The sequence below is a fragment of the Streptomyces sp. CNT372 genome, from assembly GCF_000377145.1.
Map to the genome: position 1 here is coordinate 110,712 of NZ_KB897781.1, position 18,427 is coordinate 129,138.

12 protein-coding genes are annotated in these 18,427 nt (G+C 75.5%); 2 read left to right on the forward strand and 10 right to left on the reverse strand.

The window, feature by feature from the left end:
* Positions 1 to 6: 6 nt before the first annotated feature.
* The 6 genes from C593_RS0113365 to C593_RS0113390 form a co-directional block, all read right to left on the reverse strand.
* Entirely contained in the window at positions 7 to 693 is a 687-nt protein-coding gene (locus C593_RS0113365; RefSeq protein WP_018847795.1) for a TOPRIM nucleotidyl transferase/hydrolase domain-containing protein, read from the reverse strand.
* A 139-nt stretch (positions 694 to 832) separates the two neighbouring features.
* On the reverse strand, positions 833 to 1,984 hold the full coding sequence (locus C593_RS0113370) for an XdhC/CoxI family protein (protein WP_018847796.1): 1,152 nt from the start codon (positions 1,982 to 1,984) through the stop codon (positions 833 to 835).
* Between the two features lie 105 nt (positions 1,985 to 2,089).
* Positions 2,090 to 3,571, reverse strand: coding sequence for an NCS2 family permease (locus C593_RS0113375; RefSeq protein ID WP_018847797.1), 1,482 nt, complete (start codon positions 3,569 to 3,571; stop codon positions 2,090 to 2,092).
* A gap of 250 nt (positions 3,572 to 3,821) precedes the next feature.
* Positions 3,822 to 6,227, reverse strand: coding sequence for a molybdopterin cofactor-binding domain-containing protein (locus tag C593_RS0113380; protein ID WP_018847798.1), 2,406 nt, complete (start codon positions 6,225 to 6,227; stop codon positions 3,822 to 3,824).
* Positions 6,228 to 6,232: 5 nt separating this feature from the next.
* Entirely contained in the window at positions 6,233 to 6,859 is a 627-nt protein-coding gene (locus C593_RS0113385; RefSeq protein ID WP_018847799.1) for a (2Fe-2S)-binding protein, read from the reverse strand.
* A gap of 2 nt (positions 6,860 to 6,861) precedes the next feature.
* Complete coding sequence (locus tag C593_RS0113390; protein WP_026277657.1) at positions 6,862 to 7,752, reverse strand: FAD binding domain-containing protein; 891 nt, start codon at positions 7,750 to 7,752, stop codon at positions 6,862 to 6,864.
* A 380-nt stretch (positions 7,753 to 8,132) separates the two neighbouring features.
* Here C593_RS0113390 and C593_RS0113395 point away from each other — a divergent pair, with 380 nt between their 5' ends.
* Positions 8,133 to 9,863 (forward strand): PucR family transcriptional regulator, encoded by a 1,731-nt coding sequence (locus C593_RS0113395; RefSeq protein ID WP_018847801.1) that lies wholly within the window; start codon positions 8,133 to 8,135, stop codon positions 9,861 to 9,863.
* Between the two features lie 218 nt (positions 9,864 to 10,081).
* Here the strand turns inward: C593_RS0113395 and C593_RS0113400 are convergent, their stop codons facing one another.
* Complete coding sequence (locus tag C593_RS0113400; protein ID WP_026277658.1) at positions 10,082 to 10,333, reverse strand: hypothetical protein; 252 nt, start codon at positions 10,331 to 10,333, stop codon at positions 10,082 to 10,084.
* Positions 10,334 to 11,135: 802 nt separating this feature from the next.
* Here C593_RS0113400 and C593_RS0113405 point away from each other — a divergent pair.
* A complete protein-coding gene (locus tag C593_RS0113405) occupies positions 11,136 to 13,454 on the forward strand; it encodes an ATP-binding protein (protein ID WP_018847802.1) in 2,319 nt (772 codons plus the stop codon).
* On the opposite strand, the gene C593_RS0113410 is transcribed toward C593_RS0113405, so the two are convergent.
* The 3 genes from C593_RS0113410 to C593_RS29600 form a co-directional block, all read right to left on the reverse strand.
* On the reverse strand, positions 13,414 to 13,845 hold the full coding sequence (locus C593_RS0113410) for a response regulator (protein WP_018847803.1): 432 nt from the start codon (positions 13,843 to 13,845) through the stop codon (positions 13,414 to 13,416). The genes C593_RS0113405 and C593_RS0113410 overlap by 41 nt on opposite strands.
* A complete protein-coding gene (locus C593_RS29595; RefSeq protein WP_018847804.1) occupies positions 13,842 to 15,782 on the reverse strand; it encodes a SpoIIE family protein phosphatase in 1,941 nt (646 codons plus the stop codon). Before C593_RS29595 ends, C593_RS0113410 begins: the two co-directional genes overlap by 4 nt.
* A 538-nt stretch (positions 15,783 to 16,320) precedes the next feature.
* Positions 16,321 to 17,982 carry an ABC transporter ATP-binding protein gene (locus C593_RS29600; protein WP_106434655.1) on the reverse strand — a complete coding sequence of 554 codons (1,662 nt, stop codon included), beginning with the start codon at positions 17,980 to 17,982 and terminating at the stop codon, positions 16,321 to 16,323.
* Positions 17,983 to 18,427: the final 445 nt, after the last annotated feature.

Sequence of the window (18,427 nt, forward strand, 5' to 3'; positions counted from 1 at the left end):
GCGGTTTCAGGAGCGGAGCGTCCGGAGGCCGGGCGCCGGGAGGTCCGCGAAGAGGGCGTCCAGCGGGGCCGGGACGTGGTCCGGGGCGAGGGCCTCGACGAGGACCCGGCCGTAGTGGATCTTGCGGCCCTTCTTGGTGCCCAGGAAGCGGCGCAGCTGCTGCTCCGGGGCGCGGCCCTGCTGGGCGGGCTGGCGCAGGAAGGTCTCCAGCGCGCGCACCTCGCCCTCGTCCCGGATCAGTCCGGTCACCCGGGCGGCGCCGAGGACGCGGATGAGTTCGTCCTCCAGGTCCGCCGCGCAGACGTGGAAGGAGGCGCCGGTCCCGTCCAGGGCGCGGGCGTAGTAGGGGCGTTCGCGTTCGTCGCAGAGTCCGGTGAGGCGCAGGCCGAGACCGGCCGGGCCGAGGAGGCGGGCGAAGCGGCCGACGCTCATCGCGCCGCCCATCGGCAGGACGCAGACGCCCTCGGCGGCCAGGTCCCGGCCGCGGGCCCCGGCCAGGGCGTCGACCGCGGCGGCGTCGCTCGGGCCTTCGAGGAGGACGACGGTACGGACGGGCAGCCGGGCGGCCAGCTCACGTGCGCCTCCGTCCGGGCCGCCGGGACCGTCGGGACCGCCGGGACCGCCGGCCGCCCAGGCGGTGACCGCGTCCCGGAACGCGTCCATGTCCGTGCCGGTGCTCACGATGTGCGTCATACGACGAGTCTGGTCCGCGTACGGCCGTGGCGGTAGCGGATTACGCGGCGGGGACGCCCACAGCCCCGGGGCGGGCCCGGCGCGGGGCGCGGGCCGAGCCGCCGTGCGGACCCGGGCGCGTCGCCCGGCCCGGCCGGGCTCAGGCCACCGACCCGATGCGCCCCGCCACCGTGTCCGGCCCGTCGTGGTGGATCGGCGTGTGTGCCCCGGTGAGGGAGACGCCCGACCCCCCGCGCCGGGTCGCGACGATCTCCGCCGCGATGGAGACCGCGGTCTCCTCCGGGGTGCGCGCCCCCAGGTCGAGCCCGATCGGGGAACGCAGCCGGGCGAGTTCGAGTTCGGTGACGCCGACCTCCCGCAGGCGCCGGTTGCGGTCCTCGTGGGTGCGGCGGGAGCCCATCGCGCCGACGTAGGCGACGGGCAGCCGCAGCGCGCGTTCCAGCAGCGGGACGTCGAACTTGGCGTCGTGGGTGAGGACGCACAGCACGGTGCGTCCGTCCACGGCGGTGGCGTCCAGGTAGCGGTGGGGCCAGTCGACGACGATCTCGTCCGCGTCGGGGAAGCGGGTCGGGGTCGCGAAGACGGGCCGGGCGTCGCAGACGGTGACGTGGTAGCCGAGGAACTTGCCGGCGCGCACCAGCGCGGAGGCGAAGTCGATGGCCCCGAAGACGATCATGCGAGGCGGTGGGACGCTGGACTCGACCAGCAGGGTCAGGGGCTGTCCGCAGCGGGAGCCGTCCGCGCCGATGGCGACGGTGCCGGTGCGGCCGGCGTCCAGCAGGGCCGCGGCCTCCCCGGCGGCGGTCCGGTCCAGCTCGGGGTGGCCGCCGAGGGTGCCCTCGAATCCTCCGCCCGGCCGGACGAGCAGGGCCCGGCCGGCCAGGTCGGCGGGTCCGTCGGTGATCCGGGCGACCGCCGCCGCCTCCCCGCGGGCGGCGGCGGCCAGCGCGGCCGCGAACACCCCCCGGGCGGGGGCGTCGGCGGGGACCGGGGTGACGAGGACGTCGATCACGCCGCCGCAGGTCAGGCCCACGGCGAAGGCGTCCTCGTCGCTGTAGCCGAAGCGTTCCAGGACGGTCCGGCCGTCCTGGAGCGCCTGGGTGCACAGCTCGTACACCGCGCCTTCCACGCATCCGCCGGAGACCGAGCCGATCGCGGTGCCCTCGCTGTCGACGGCGAGCGCGGCCCCGGGCTGCCGGGGCGCGCTGCCGCCGACCGCGACGACCGTGGCGACGGCGAAGGCGCGTCCCTGCTCGACCCACCGGTGGAGTTCTTCGGCGATGTCCAGCATCTGGGTCTCTCCTCGGGTTTCGGGTGTCGGAATCGGTGTCGGTGTCGGTGTCGGTGTCGGTGTCGGTGTCGGTGTGGGAGTGGGCTGTGCGGGGGGCGGTGCCGGTCAGCCGACCCCGAGCCAGCCCTCGATCGGACTGAGGGCGAAGTAGGCCAGGAAGACGGCCGTGAGCACCCACATCAGCCAGCCGATCTCGCGGATCTTGCCCTGGGCCGCCTTGATGACGACGTGGGCGATGACACCGGCCGCGATACCGGCGGTGATCGAGTAGGTGAACGGCATCAGCACGGTCGTCAGGAAGACCGGGATGGAGGTCGCCGAGTCGGTCCAGTCGATGTGCCGGGCGTTGGTCAGCATCATCGCGCCGATGACGACCAGCGCGGCCGCCGCGACCTGCGAGGGGATGAGCTGGGCCAGCGGGGTGAAGAACAGGCAGAGGGTGAAGCCGAGGCCGGTGACCACGCTGGCGAGGCCGGTGCGCGCGCCGTCGCCGACGCCCGCGGTGGACTCGATGAACACGGTCTGCCCGGACGCGCCGGCGATACCGCCGATCGCGCCGCCCGCGCCGTCCACGGCCAGGGCCCGGTTGAGGCCCGGCATCTTGCCCTTCTCGTCGGCGAGGTTGGCCTGCTGGCCGATGCCGATGATGGTGCCCATGGCGTCGAAGAAGCCGGCCAGGACCAGGGTGAAGACGATGACGCCGACGGTGATGCCGCCGATGTCGCCGATGCCGCTGAAGGAGACGTTGCCGAACAGCCCGAAGTCGGGGGCGCTGATGATGGAGCCGTTCAGCTCGGGCGCGTTGAGCCCGCCCCAGGCGTCGCGGTCCAGCCCGGCGAACTGGTGGACCAGGGCGGCGAAGACGGTGCCGCCGACGATGCCGATGAGGATGGCGCCGGGGACCCTGCGGACCTGGAGGACGAAGATCAGCAGCACGGTCACCGAGAAGCAGAGGACCGGCCAGCCGGTGAGCATGTCATGGGTGCCGAGCTGGATGGGCTTGGCCCCGGCGACGCCGCCCGGTCCGGGCATGGAGGTGACGAACCCGGCGGAGACCAGGCCGATGAGGCAGACGAAGAGGCCGATGCCCATCGTGATGGCGTGCTTCAGGGCGAGCGGTATCGCGTTCATGATCAGTTCGCGCAGGCCGGTGACGACCAGGAGCACGATGACCAGACCGTAGATCACGCACATGCCCATCGCGTTCGCCCAGGTCATCTCGGGTGCGACCTGGAAGGCGATGACGGCGGAGACGCTGAGTCCCGCGGCGAGGGCGAGCGGCACATTGCCGACGAGGCCCATGACGATCGTGGTGGCGGCCGCGGCGAACGCGGTGGCGGTGGTGAGCTGGTCGCCGTCGAGGCGACCGCCGTTGACGTCGGGGACCGAGAGGATCACCGGGTTGAGCAGGATGATGTACGCCATCGCCATGAAGGTGGTGATGCCGCCGCGGACTTCGCGCCCGACGGTGGAACCGCGCCGGGTGATGTGGAAGTACCGGTCGAGCCAGGATCTTCCGGCGGGCGGGCGCGTGCCGGCGCCGGCGTCTTCCGCCGTCGTCCGGGGCTCGGTGGACTGCTGGGTCATGGTGCCTACTCCCAAGGTTCACAGGGGCACCCGCCGTGGAGATTGTGGATGGCGGGATTTGGGAAGGTGCTTCGGCTGCACGACCCGGGGGACGGCCCGAGATGAACGTGCTCTGCGGGGTCTTGCGGTGACTGCGGTGGTGCGGTCGTACGGGTTCTGCGGTGGTGCGGTCGTACGGGTTCTGCGGTGGTGCGGACCGGTTCCGTCGCGGGCCCGGGAGCGGCCCGGGGGCCGCGACGGAACCGGGCGATCAGGTGCCGGTGAGGTGCTCGGGGCGTACCGGCGTCCGGTTGAGCTCCAGCCCGGTCGCGTTCCGGATCGCCGCGAGGACGGCCGGGGTGGACGACAGGGTGGGGGCCTCGCCGATGCCGCGCAGCCCGTAGGGAGCGTGCTCGTCGGCGAGTTCGAGCACATCGACCGGGATGGTCGGCGTGTCGAGGATGGTGGGGATCAGGTAGTCGGTGAACGACGGGTTCCTGACCTTGGCCGTCTTGGGGTCGACGATGATCTCCTCCATGACCGCCACACCCAGGCCCTGGGTGGTGCCGCCCTGGATCTGGCCGACGACGGACAGCGGGTTGAGCGCCTTGCCGACGTCCTGGGCGCAGGCCAGTTCGATCACCTTGACCAGGCCGAGTTCGGTGTCGACCTCGACGACGGCCCGGTGGGCGGCGAAGGAGTACTGGACGTGGCCGTTGCCCTGGCCGGTGCGCAGGTCGAACGCCTCGGTGGGGCGGTGGCGCCACTCGGCCTCGATCTCGACGGCCTCGTCCTCCAGCACGTCCGCCAGGGAGGCCAGTACCTCGCCGCCGTCGGTGACGACCTTGCCGCCCTCCAGGAGGAGTTCGGCGGTGGCCCAGGCCGGGTGGTAGGAGCCGAACTTGCGGCGCCCGATCTCCAGGACCTTCTCGCGGACCAGCTCACAGGAGTTCTTGACCGCGCCGCCGGTGACATAGGTCTGGCGGGAGGCCGAGGTGGAGCCGGCGGAGCCGACCTGGGTGTCGGCGGGGTGGATGGTCACCTGGGTGACGCCGAGTTCGGTGCGGGCGATCTGCGCGTGGACGGTGATGCCGCCCTGGCCGACCTCGGCCATCGCGGTGTGCACCACGGCGACGGGCTCGCCGCCGATGACCTCGATGCGCACCTTGGCGGTGGAGTAGTCGTCGAAGCCCTCGGAGAAGCCGACGTTCTTGATGCCGACCGCGTAGCCGACGCCGCGGACGACGCCCTCGCCGTGGGTGGTGTTGGAGAGGCCACCGGGCAGCGCGCGGACGTCGGCGCCCTCGGTGGTCTCCCACTGGCGCTCGGGCGGCAGCGGTCGGGACTTGACGCGGCGCAGCAGCTCGGCGACGGGCGCGGGCGAGTCCACCGGCTGGCCGGTGGGCAGCAGGGTGCCCTGCTCCATGGCGTTGAGCTGCCGGAGGGCGACCGGGTCCATGTCGAGGGCCTTGGCGAGCTTGTCCATCTGCGCCTCGTAGGCGAAGCACGCCTGGACCGCGCCGAAGCCGCGCATGGCGCCGCAGGGCGGGTTGTTGGTGTAGAGGGCGATCGCCTCGATGTCCACGTCCTCGACCACGTAGGGGCCGACGGAGAGGGAGGAGGCGTTGCCGACGACGGCCGGGGAGGCGGAGGCGTAGGCGCCGCCGTCCAGCACGATCCGGCAGCGCATGTGCGTGAGCTTGCCGTCCTTGGTCGCGCCGTGCTCGTACCAGAGCTTCGCCGGGTGGCGGTGGACATGGCCGAAGAAGGACTCGAAGCGGTTGTAGACGATCTTGACGGGCTTGCCGGTGCGCAGCGCCAGCAGGCAGGCGTGGATCTGCATGGACAGGTCCTCGCGGCCGCCGAAGGCGCCGCCGACGCCGGAGAGCGTCATCCGGACCTTCTCCTCGGGCAGGCCGAGGACGGGGGCGATCTGCTTCAGGTCGGAGTGCAGCCACTGGGTGGCCACGTACAGGTCGACGCCGCCGTCCTCGCCGGGCACCGCGAGGCCGGACTCGGGGCCGAGGAAGGCCTGGTCCTGCATGCCGAAGACGTACTCGCCGGTGACGATCACATCGGCGCGCTTCGCGGCCTCGTCGGCGTCGCCCCGGACGATGGGCTGGCGGTGGACGATGTTGGGGTGCGGGACGTGGCCCACGTGGTGGTCGTCGCGGCCGGGGTGCAGAAGCGGCGCGCCGGGGGCGGTGGCGGACGCCTCGTCGGTGACGACGGGCAGCTCCCGGTACTCCACCTTGATCTTGGCGGCGGCGCGGCGGGCGGTCTCGGGGTGGTCGGCGGCCACGAGGGCGACCGGCTCACCGTGGTGGCGGACCACACCGTTGGCGAGGACGGGGGTGTCCTGGATCTCCAGGCCGTAGTTCTTCACCTCGGTGGGCAGGTCCTCGTAGGTGAGGACCGCGTAGACGCCGGCCTGGGCCAGGGCCTCGGAGGTGTCGATGGAGACGATCTCGGCGTGCGCGACGGTGGAGCGCAGGATCTGGCCCCACAGCATGTCCTCGTGCCACATGTCGGAGGAGTACGCGAACTCTCCGGTGACCTTGAGGGTGCCGTCGGGGCGGAGGGTGGACTCGCCGATGCCGCCCCGGGTCTGCGAGCCCTGGGTGACCTCGGTCGGGGTGCCGGCGGGGGCCGTGGCGGCCCGTGGATTCAGCGCCATGATGGTCAGACCGCCTCTCCCTGGCGTTCCTGGCGGGCGGCCGCGAGGCGGACGGCGTCCAGGATCTTCTCGTAGCCCGTGCAGCGGCAGAGGTTGCCGGACAGGGCCTCGCGGATGTCCTCGTCGGTGGGCGAGGGGTTGTGCTCCAGCATCTCGTCGGCGGCGACCAGCAGGCCGGGGGTGCAGAAGCCGCACTGGACGGCGCCGGCGTCGATGAACGCCTGCTGGATCGGGGAGAGTTCGGTGCCCTCGCCGGTCTGCGAGTCGGTGCCCCTGGCCTGCCACTGCTGGGCGTCCTGGAGGCTGGTGCCCCCGGCGGCGGGCGCGCCGGAGCCGCAGGCGCCGGTGGCGCAGCCGCCGTGCTCGGCGCGCTGCTCACGCTGCCTGGCGAAGTCGGCGAGGCCCTCGACGGTCACGACCTCGCGGCCCTCGACCTGGCCCGCGGCGACGAGACAGGAGCAGACCGGGACGCCGTCCAGGCGGACGGTGCAGGAGCCGCACTCGCCCTGCTCGCAGGCGTTCTTGGAGCCGGGCAGGCCGAGGCGCTCGCGCAGCACGTAGAGGAGGCTCTCGCCCTCCCAGACGTCGTCCGCCTCCTGGCGGCGTCCGTTGACGGTGAAGTTGACGCGCATGCTTATGCCGCTCCTTCCAGCGTGCGGGCGGTGCCGCGGTACTGCTCCCAGGTCCAGCCGAGGGTGCGGCGGGCCATGATGCCGACGGCGTGGCGGCGGTACTTCGCCGTGCCCCGCACGTCGTCGATCGGGTTGCAGGCGCCGGAGGCCAGCTCCGCGAACTGCTTGGCGATCGAGGGGGTGATGATGGCGCCGCTGTCCCAGAAGCCGCCCTCGTCCAGGGCGGCGTTGAGGAAGTCCTCCGCCTCGCGGGCGCGGACCGGGGTGGGCGCGGCGGAGCCGATGCCGGTGCGCACGGTCCGGGTCTCGGGGTGCAGGGCCAGGCCGAACGCGCAGACCGCGATGACCATGGCGTTGCGGGTGCCGACCTTGGAGTACTGCTGCGGCCCGTCGGCCTTCCTGATGTGCACGGCGCGGATCAGCTCGTCCGGGGCGAGGGCGTTGCGCTTCACCCCGGTGTAGAACTCGTCGATCGGGATGAGCCGGGAGCCGCGCACCGACTCGGCCTCGACCTCGGCGCCCGCGGCGAGCAGCGCCGGGTGCGCGTCACCGGCCGGGGAGGCGGTGCCGAGGTTGCCGCCCACGCCGCCGCGGTTGCGGATCTGCGGGGAGGCGACGGTGTGCGAGGCGAGCGCCAGACCGGGCAGCTCGGCGCGCAGGTGCTCCATGATCTTCGTGTACGGGACGGAGGCACCCAGCCGGACGCTCTCGCCGCCGACCTCCCACTCGGTGAGCTCGCCGATGCGGTTGAGGTCCAGGAGGTACTCGGGCCGGCGGTGGTCGAAGTTGATCTCGACCATCACATCGGTGCCGCCCGCGATGGGCACTGCTGTGGGGTGCTCCGCCTTCGCGGCGAGCGCCTCCTCCCAGCTTGCGGGACGAAGGAAGTCCATGAATGGCTCTCTTCTGCTTGAGCTGCTGCTTGAGCGCTTCTGCTGAGCGTTCTGACGGGGTCCGTCGCAACGGGCCCGGGACGGCCGGCCCTCGACTGGATGTTCATGTGCTGTTCATGCGATGTGGTCCAGTACACAAGCGCCGACCGGCGGGGTGCAGTCACCGAAACCATGAAGGAGTTGGCTGGCCGCCTTCCTCGTCTTGTAGATTCGAACGAAAGACGGAGATCGGCAACCTCGCCGTTTCTTCCCGGAAACCGTGGCCATGCCTTCCGTCCGGTATCAGCCACGGGGCGAGCCTTCCCCGTCCGGTCCGGGCGAGCCCCACGGCCACCACGACGACCACCACGACGACGACACGACAGATCGGCGGCGACGACATGCGGCTGCGCGCACTCCTGGACACCGAGGCCCTGGGGCTGCGGCTGCTCGGCGGCGAGGACGAGCTCGACCGCGGGGTACGCGGGGTGATGACCACCGACCTCAAGGACCCGAGCCGCTATCTCTCCGGCGGCGAGCTGGTGCTCACGGGCCTGGCCTGGCGGCGCGGCCCGGAGGACTCGGAGCCCTTCGTACGCATCCTGGCGGGCGCGCAGGTGGCCGGGCTGGCGGCGGGCGAGGCGGAGCTGGGCGACATCCCGGACGATCTCGTCGAGGCGTGTTCGCGCCACCGGCTGCCGCTCTTCGCGGTGAACGAATCCGTTGCGTTCGCAACCATCACGGAGTACGTGGTCCGGCAGGTGTCGGGCGAGCGGGCCGGGGACCTCGCCGCCGTCGTCGACAGGCACAGGAGGCTGATGACCTCCGGTCCGGCGGGCGGCGGTCCGGACGCCGTCCTGGACCTCCTCGGCTCCGACCTGGACCTGCGGGCCTGGGTCCTCTCCCCCACCGGCCGGCAGATCGCAGGGGCCGGCGCGGACCTGCCGCCCGCCGCCGGGGCGGCCCTCGCCGGCGAGCACCTGGCCGCGGTCCGCGCGGGCCGCCGCGCCCCGCACCGGGTCTTGCTCGACGGCACCGCGTACTCCCTGTTCCCGGTCCGCAACACCGCGCGGGGCACGGCGCTTGCCGTCCGGGACGTGCGCGAGAGCGTCCTCGCGGACTGGCTGCTCGCCGTGGAGGCGGACGCCGGGGACTGGCCGGCCGCGCGGCTGGACCTGCTCCAGGGCGTCACCCAGCTGATCGCGGTGGAACGCGACCGGCGGGAGGCGGCGCGCACGGTGCGGCGGCGGCTGGCGCAGGAGGTGCTGGAGCTGGTCCAGGCGGGCGCCCCGCCCGCCGAGATCGCGGCCCGGCTGCGGGTGGCCGCGCCGGTGCTGCTGCCCGGCCTGGGCACGGCCCCGCACTGGCAGGTGGTGGTCGCCAGGGTGGACTGGGCCGCCGAACCGGAGGGCGGGTCCGGGGCGATGGCCCAGGCCCTGCTGGAGGAGGTCCTCGTCGACCCGGCCACCGGGGGCCCCGACCCGGCGGACCGGATCGCCGTCGCGCACACCGGCGAGGAGGCGATCGCGCTGGTGCCGCTGCCGGCGCTGGGCCCGGCGGGCCCGGAGTCCCCGGGCGCCCCCGGCGACGAGGGCACGGACGGCGCGGCGACCGGCGGGGCGCCGCCCGTCCACGCGGGGCTGCACGCGGACGCCCTGCTGGAGTCGGTGCGCGCCCCGCTGTCGGCGGGCCTCGCGGACGACGGGCGCCTCACCCTGGGCGTCAGCGCGACCGTGCACTCGGCGGAGGCGCTGCGCGGCGCGCTGGAGGAGGCCCGGCACGCCCGCCGGGTGGCGGCCGCCCGGCCCGGCCGGGTCTGCGCGGCGGGCCACCACGAGCTGGCCTCCCACGTGCTGCTGCTGCCGTTCGTCCCGGACGATGTGCGGCGCGCGTTCACGGCCCGGCTGCTGGACCCGCTGCGCGACTACGACCGGCGCCACCGGGCGGAGCTGATCCCCACCCTGGAGGCCTTCCTCGACTGCGACGGCTCCTGGACGCGCTGCGCGGCCCGGCTGCATCTGCACGTCAACACCCTGCGCTACCGGGTCGGCCGGATCGAGCAGCTGACCGGCCGCGATCTGTCCCGGCTGGAGGACAAGCTGGACTTCTTCCTCGCCCTGCGGATGTCCTGACGCCGATGCCCGGACGCCGTGTACCGGTGTCGGCCGCACGTCGCGGCGGGCTCGGGAGCGGCCCGTCGCGGCGGGCGATCCGGGAACACCGCGGACCGCGCGGCCAAGGCGGTGGCCATGCCGCCGGGCCGGGCCGTCCGCCACGGTCCGGTGGGGGGCGGTGACCCGGGGCCCGGGCCGCGACGGGTCCGGGCCCGGGCCCGGCCGTCAGCGGCGCGTCACAGCCGCGTCCGGCGGCGCACGGCGGCGACGCGGACGACGACGGCGGCGGCGAGCAGCAGGCATGCCACGGCGGAGTAGACCCACGCCGAGGTCCCACGCACCGCCCCGACCGCGCTCCACACCGCCCAGAGGGCGAGGAGCAGGCACAGCGCCGTCCAGGCGATCGTCTGCCAGCGCGCCTGCAACTGGGCGAGCTGCCGGGTGCCGGGCAGCAGCGGGTCCCGCCGCGGGTCCTGCCCGGGGTCCATCTCGGCACTCCGGGCGGGCCCGGGGGCGGTCCGCGGCCCGGGGGCGCGAACCGGGGCGGAGTGCTCGCCGGTGCTGTGGCCCGTGCCGGGGACGCTGTGGCGAGAGGAGGGGCCGGGCCCGGTGTCCGGGGCGGGGCCCGACCCGGCGTGCTCGGCGGTGCTGTGGCCCGTGCCGGAGGTGCTGCGGCCCGCGCCGGAGCCGCCGCCGCGAGAAGAGGGGCCGGGCACGGGGTCCGGGGCAGGGCCGAGCCCGGCCCCCTCGGCGCTGCGGGGGCCCCGGGCGCTGCGGGCGGGCCCGGGAGCGGAGCCCGTGCCCGGGCCCGGCCCGGCGGGCTCGGGGGCGCTGTGCCCCGCGCCGGAGGTGCTGCGGCCCGCGCCGGAGCCGCCGCCGCGAGAAGAGGCACCGGGTACGAGGTCCGGGCGGGAGGCCGTGCCGGGGCCGGAGCCCGGGCCCCGCCGACGGTCCGGGCCCGGCACACGGTCCGCCGCGCGGGGGGCGCCCGCCGCGGGGCCGGTATCCGGGCCGGTGTCCGGGCCGGGCCCCGGGGCCGGGGCTCCGGTGGGGCCCGTCGCCGTCTGCCGGTCCGTGCCGTGTCGATGCATCTCGTCGCCTCTCGCCGTTCCTCCGCCGCACCGGAGGCGGAGGAGTCCGCCGGGCCGGGCGGCCGGTGCGGCCCGTGTACCCCGGCCCACCGCGGGTACGCGGCCGCCCGCGACCGGTCGCGGCGGGCGGCTGGCAGGATGGCGGACGGCCCCGCCCGCCGCACGGGTGGCCGCGGGCCCTACGGAAGGCGGCGCACACGTGGATCCCTGGCTGTCCGAACGGGCCCGGTCGGCCGAGGCCTCGGTGCCCGGCGGCTTCGACCTGACCGCTTGCGTCCGTGAGCCGATCCACCTCCTGGGCGGGGTCCAGGCCCACGGCACCCTGCTGGCCGTGGACGCCGCCACCGGCCTCGTGGACACGGCCGCGCGCAACACCGGCCGGCTCCTCGGCGCGGCCGCCGAGGACCTGGTCGGCGGCCCGGTGACCCGGGTGATGGCCGGGACGGACTGGCGGGAGGCCCTGGAGACCGCCACCGAGGCGGGCCGGGCGGGCGCCTCCCTCCCGGTCACCGCCGGCGCAAACGGCCACCGGCGCCACTTCGACCTCTCGGCGCACCGCGTCGGCGAGTTGATGGTGCTGGAGTTCGAACCCCGCGACGACACCGGGCCGTTCCGGTTCACCAGCTTCTACCAGGGCGTCCGCGCCGCCCTGGCCCGGCTGCGCTCGGCGCGGACCGTCACCGAGTGCTGCGCCCGGGCCGTCCGCGAAGTACGCGCCCTGACGGGCTACGAGCGGGTGGTGGCCTACCGGTTCGACGGCGCCGACGGCCCGGGCGAGGTCGTCGCCGAGGACGTGGCCGAGGGCTGGGAGCCCTGGCTCGGCCTGTGGTTCCCGGCGACCGACATCCCACCGCAGGCGCGCCGCCTCTACCGCGAGAACTGGATCCGGGTCATCGCCGACGTGGACGGCGAGAACGTCCCCCTGCACCCGCCTGCCCGCCCGGCCACCGGCGAGCCGCTCGACCTGTCCGGCGCAGCCCTGCGCACCGTGTCGGGCTTCCATCTGGAGTACCTGCGCAACATCGCGGTGCGGTCCTCGATGTCGGTGTCGGTCCTGCGCGACGGGGAGCTGTGGGGGCTGATCGCCTGCCACGGCGCCGCCCCGGCCCCGCTGGCCCCCGAGGTCCGCGCGGCCTGCGAACTCTTCGGCACGGCCTTCTCGTTGCAGCTCACGGTCATCGAGGAGCGGGAGCGCACCGAGGCCCTGCACACCGCGGTGGAGCGGACCGCGGAGTTCGCCGACCTGCTGGACGGCGGGCCGTCCGAGTCGCTGGCCGCGCACACGGACGCCGTGCGCGAACTGGTGGGCGCCGACGGCCTGGTGCTGCTGCACGGCGGGCGGGCCACCGTCTCCGGGACCCCGTCCCCGGACGCCCTGGTCGGGGCCCTGTCGGAGCTGGCGGCCGGGCTGACCCCCGGCGAGCCGTGGATCACCGACCGGCTGCCGGAGATCGCCGCGGAGCGGCTCGGCGTCGACGCGGAGACCGTCCCGGACTGCCCGGCGGGCGTGCTGCTGGTGCCGCTGACCCGGTCCGGCGAGTTCCTGGCCTGGACGCGCCGGGAGCGGCCCGAGCCCCGGGTCTGGGCGGCCGACCCGGCCGAGCCGGTCCGGCTCGGCCCGCACGGCGAACGGCTCACCCCGCGCGGCTCCTCGGCGGTGTTCCGCTCGGTGATGCGAGGCCGCAGCGCACCGTGGAGCGCGTACGACCGCTCGGCGGCGCTGGAGCTGTGGCGGCTGCTCACGGGCCTGGTCCTGCGGCACGCGGAGACCCTGACGCGGCTCAACGAGGAGCTGCGGACGACCAATGCGGACCTGGACTCCTTCGCACACGCCGCCGCCCACGACCTGAAGGAGCCGCTGCGCGGGATCTCCAACGCGGCGCTCTTCCTGCACGAGGACGCGGGCGGGGACCTGGACGCGACGAGCCTGCGCCGGCTGGAGACCATGCAGCGCCTCGCGGGCCGGATGGACGAACTCCTCAACTCCCTGCTGGACTACGCCCGTCTGGGGCGGGCGGGGCTCCAGGTGCGCGAGGTGCCGCTGGCCCAGGTGCTGGACGCGGCCCTGGAGGTCGCCGGGCCGCGGCTGGCCGAGGAGCGGGTGACGGTGCTGCGCGGGGAGCTGCCGGTGGTCCGCGCGGACGGCGACCGGCTCTACGAGATCCTGGTCAACCTGCTGGTGAACGCCGCCAAGTACGCGGGCGACCACGACCGGCGCACGGTCGAGGTGGGCACCGGGTCCGTGGTCCCGCCCGGCGCGGACGCGGCGGAGACGGCGATCGTCGTACGGGACAACGGCATCGGCATCCCGGCCGACCAGCACGAGGCGGTGTTCGCCCTGTTCCACCGGCTGCACGGCCCGGCCGAACGGGGCGGCGGCACGGGCGTGGGGCTGGCGGTCGTCAAGCGGATCGTGGAACGCCACGGCGGGCGGCTGTGGCTGGAGAGCGTGCCGGGCGAGGGCACGGCGTTCTGGTTCACTCTCGGGTCTGGCGCCAGTAGTCGACCGCGCCCTTGAGGACGGTGCGGAAGAGGGTGAAGTTGATGGGCTTGTAGATGTAGCTGTCGGCTCCCTCCTCGTAGCAGCGCTCGACCTCGGCCGGTGTCGTGGAGGAGGTGAAGACCACCACCCGGATCCCGGCGAGCCGGGGCTCCGCGCGCAGGGCGCGCAGCAGCTTGTGGCCGCCGGTGCCGGGCATGTTCAGGTCCAGCAGGATCAGTCCGGGCAGGGTCGGCGAGGCCAGCAGTGTGCCGACCACCTTCTCTCCCCGGCGCACGAACTCCAGCCGCAGGTCGGGGTGGGTGTGCGCGAGGGCGCGTTCGATGGCCTCCGCGTCCTCGTCGGAGTCCTCGACCACCAGGACGCGGTCGTGGTCGGTCACGGTCTCGCCGCCGAACACCGGGCTCACGGTCTCTCCTCCACATGTGCCACCAGCACGGCGGTGTCGTCGTCGCCGCGTGCCCTGAAGTCCGCCGCCATGTCGATCAGCCGCTCGGCGGCCGTTTTCGGTTCCCGGCCGCAGCGGCGGACCGCGTCCGACAGCCGGTCCTCGAACATACTCCCGTCGGCTCCCCGGGCCTCGGTCAGGCCGTCGGTGAACAGGACGAGGGTGTCCCCGCGGGCCAGGCGCGCCACGGTGTGCGGGTGTTCGGCGTCCGGCACGACCCCGAGGAGCATCCCGGGCACCCGGACCGTCTCCACGGTGCCGTCGGCGCGCAGCACCAGGGGGTGCGGGTGCCCGCCGCCCGCGCTGGTGACGCGGTAGCCGCCGTCGTCCTCCGGTTCGAGGACGCAGACCAGCGCGGTGACGAAGCGGGAGGCCGCGTCGCGCACCAGGGCGGTGTTCAGGCGCTCCATCGCGCGGCCGGGCGGCACTCCGTCCTCCAGGAGGGTGCGCAGGGTGTGCCGGGCCAGGCCGGTCATCGCGGCGGCCTCCGCGCCGCGGCCGCACACATCGCCGATGAACAGGGCCAGCCGGTCCTCGTGGAGGACGGCGTCGTAGAAGTCGCCGCCGACGTCGAGGGAGGCGTCGCCGACCGCGTAGCCGGAGCTGAGCAGGACGCCGGGGTGGGTGGGGAGGGCGGGCGGCAGCAGATGGCGCTGGAGCTGCTCGACGTGCCGGCGCCGCTGGTCGTGGACGATGCTCGTGTGGATCGCCAGGGCCGCCCGGTGGGCGAGGTCGTCCAGCATCTGCGGGTCGGCCAGGCCGTCGTCGACGCGCTCGTAGAGGAAGGTCAGGGTGCCCAGGGTGCGTCCGCGGGCGCGCAGGGGGCTGACGCTGACGGCGCGGACCGCGGCGCCCGGCCCGTCCCCGCCGGGCCCGAAGGGGCTCCCGGCCAGCGCCTCGCCCCGCAGCAGCAGGCCCTCCCGCCGGGCGACGACGCCCCGGAGCACGCCGCCCAGCCAGAGGTCGTCCCGGGCGACACCGGCGAGCCAGTCCTGGCCGGTCGCCGCGACGTGCGCCCAGGCGACCGGTTCCGGTCCGGCGCCGGGCTCGGCGAGGTGCACCACGCAGCCCTCCGCGACGGCCGGCACGGCGAGCCGGGCGACCCGGCTGAGGGTGTCGGTGACGTCCAGGCTCTCGTCCATCTGGAGCGAGGCCTCGGCGAGGAGGGCGTCCTGGACCTGGCGCCGCTCGTGGGCGCGGGTGGCGAGGATGCGGCTGTTGATCGCCACCAGCACGTCGGCGACCTGGGTCAGCCGCTCGCGCAGCTCGGGCGTGAGGTCGGCGGGGCCGGCGACCCCGACCGAGAGGGCGGCCCAGTCGTCGCCGCCGAGGACGAAGCGCGACTCCAGCACCACGCGGGCGCCGGCCTCGGCGCAGAGCCGCGCCTCGGGTTCGAAGGAGGCGGCGGGTCCGGCCGGCCCCGGGTCGGCGGCGGTCCCCGGCTCGGAGGCGGCGGTTGTCCCGGGGGCGACGGCGGGGTCGGGCTCGGAGGCGGCGGTTGTCCCGGGCCCGGGGGCGGGACTGAGGGCGTGGTCGGAGAGGACCGGGCCGGTGCGGCCGGGGTCCGCGTACAGCTCCCGGGCGCGGGCCGTGCCGTCGGCCGGGCCCGCGGTGGCGGGCGTGCCCGTGACCGGCATGGCGTCCGCGGCGCCCTCGGTCAGTCTTCGGTAGTACGTCAGGGACGCGCCGCGCCAGCGCGTGCCGACCACGGCGACGACGCCCGGCTCGTCGATCAGGAGCCCGTAGACGTGGTCGGCCATGGCCGTGACGTCGTCGATGCGCTCCGTGGCCATCCACAGGGCGTGCAGGCGCGCACCCCAGGAGCCCGCGGAGGACTGCTCCGCGGCTCCCTCTGCCCGGGCGGCCCCGCGCCCCGGCTCCGAGTGACGACCTGCCACGTGACCTCCTCATTTCCGTTCCGGACTCACAGCATGCTGCCCGCACGGTGGGCTGTGTCAATCGCGTGCGGAATCCCGCGGGGATTCCGTCCCTGATCCACCCCTTGATCTCAAGTGCGCTTGAGGTTCTACGTTCTCTCTGACGGCCGCGACGCGTGAAGCCCTCCGACCGCCGTGCGGCTGCGAGACATCGAGGCGCCGGGCACAGGGCCGTCCATGCACCGCGGAAAACAACGAGCACGGCACCCTCGCGAATCCACGAGCCCGACGGACTCCAGGATTCGCGAGGGTGCCGTGCTCGCGGCATGTCCGGGCGCCGCTCACCCCCGTCCGGCCGCCTGCCGTCCGGGAAGCCGGAACCGGCGTGCCCCTGCTTCCCCGCACCCGGGGGCGACTCCCGCAGTTCGCACCCGTCCCCGAGGCGATCCGGGTTCCCCGTGCCGGCGCTCGGCCGGCCGTCCAAGCGCCGGGCCGGGCCGCGCCGACCGGCGCGTCAGGGCCGGGGGTGGCCCGTCCCCGACCCCGGCCCGGGCCGGGGTCAGGGGGCGCGGTGGGTCACACGGGTGAACTCGCCGCCTTCACGGGTCAGTTCGTCCCAGGTGCCCGTCTGCACCACCCGCCCCGACGCCAGGACCGCGATCCGGTCGGCGCGGCGGATCGTGGCGGGCCGGTGGGCGATGAGGATGGTCGTCCGGGTGCCCGCCCCCGCCCGCAGGGCCGCCGCGACGGCCGCGTCCGCCTCCGCGTCGAGGTTGGCCGTCGTCTCGTCCAGGACCAGCACCCGCGGGTCGGCCAGGAGCGCCCGGGCCAGGGCGACGCGGGCCCGTTGCCCGCCGGACAGGGTCGTGCCGCGTTCCCCGACGGGGGTGGCCCAGCCGTCCGGCAGCTCCGCCGCCAGCCGGTCGACGCCCGCGACCCGGGCCGCCTCCGCGAGCCGTTCGGCCGGGGCACCGGGTGCGGCGAGGCGCAGGTTCTCCTCCAGCGAGCCGTGGAACAGCGGTGCCTCCTGCCCGACGACGGCGACCGCCCGGCGCAGCTCCTGGTCCGCCAGCTCGCGCAGGTCCACCGCCTCGCCCGCGTCCGTCCGGAGCAGCACGTTCCCCTGGTGCGGGTCCCAGAAGCGGGCGAGCAGGTGCGCGCAGGTGGACTTGCCCGCGCCGGACGCCCCGATCAGCGCCAGGGTCTCGCCGGGCCGGACGGTCAGGTCGAGGCCGTCCAGCACGGGCGCGCCGCCGTAGTCGAAGCGGACGCCCCGCATCCGCACCCCGAGGGGCCCCTCGGGCGGCGCGACGGGGGCCGCGGGGGCGGGCGCGACGGCCGGGGCGCGCACCGCCGCCCCGACCCGGGACGCGGCCGCCCGCAGCCCGCCCGCCTGTGCGAGGGCGGCGGCGGAGTCGGCGACGGGCGCGAGGACGCCGAGGGCGAGCGCCATCGCCGCCGGGGCCCACGCTCCCGAGAGGGTGTGCGCGGCGGCCACGACGACTCCGACGACGGCCGCGACGACGAGCAGGTCCCGCACGGCCGCCGCGTCCGCCTCGCGGGACGCCTCGGCGCGCTGGGCCTCGCCGAGGCGCGCGCCCAGCGCGCGGAGCCGGGCCCGGCGGCCGTCGACGGCGTCGAAGGCGAGCAGCTCGCGGAGCCCGTCGACGGTCTCGACGGTCTCCGCCGACAGCTCCGCCGCAGCGGCCCTGGTCCTGGCCCCGCGCCGGGCGCGGCCGGGCGCCTCCAGGGCCGGGGCGAGCAGGAGCAGCGCGGCGACCGGCAGCACGGCGGCGAGCAGCCACGGGTCGAGGACGGCGAGCACGACGCTCCCGGCGCCGAACGCGGCTCCGGTGGCGAGGAGTTGGGCCACCGCGTGCGCGTAGAAGAACTCCAGCGCCTCGACGTCCCCGAGCGCGGCCGACGCCAGGTCACCGCTGCGACGGCCCCCGACCCGCGCGGGGGCGCTGCGGGCAAGACCGTCGAAGACGCGGACGCGGAGTTCGGCGAGGACCCGGTAGGCGAGGTCGTGGGAGAGGTCCATCTCCCGCCAGGTCGTCCACGCGCGCAGCAGCACCAGCCCGATGAGGGCGGCCATCGTCCCGGGCGCGGGCGGGTCGCCGTCCACGACGGCCGTGCCGACCGTGTGCGCGGCGAGCGTGACGAGCACGACCAGCGCGAGCTGCCCGGCGAACGTCGCGCCGAAGGTCCGCACGGTCATCCCCCGATGCGCCCCGAGCACGGGCAACAGCGCCCGCAGGGACCCTCGTTGGGGCGGCGTGACGTCCGAGGGCTCGCCTCCGGGCGCGGCGGCGGGGGCGGTGCCGGGGGCCGTGCGGGGCGCGTCCGGGACGGCGGGGGCCGGGGCTCCCCCGGTCGCGCCGACACCGGCGAGCTCCGGGGCGGCCTCCGGGCCGCACCCGGGCAGGCCGGGGGCGGGCGGAGGCCCGCCTCCGGGTGGGGCGGCGGGAGGTACGGGGGCGACGAGGCCCGGGGACGCGGGGACGGCGGGGCCCGGGGACGCCGGATCGGCGGAGCCCCGGGGCGCGGTGCGGTCCGGTGGAGTCGCACCGGGCGTGCCGGGCCCGGGGCGGGCCGGGTCGGGTGCCGGACCGCACCCGGGCAGGCCGGGGCCGGTACCGGGTCCGGACGGCGCTCCGCCTTCA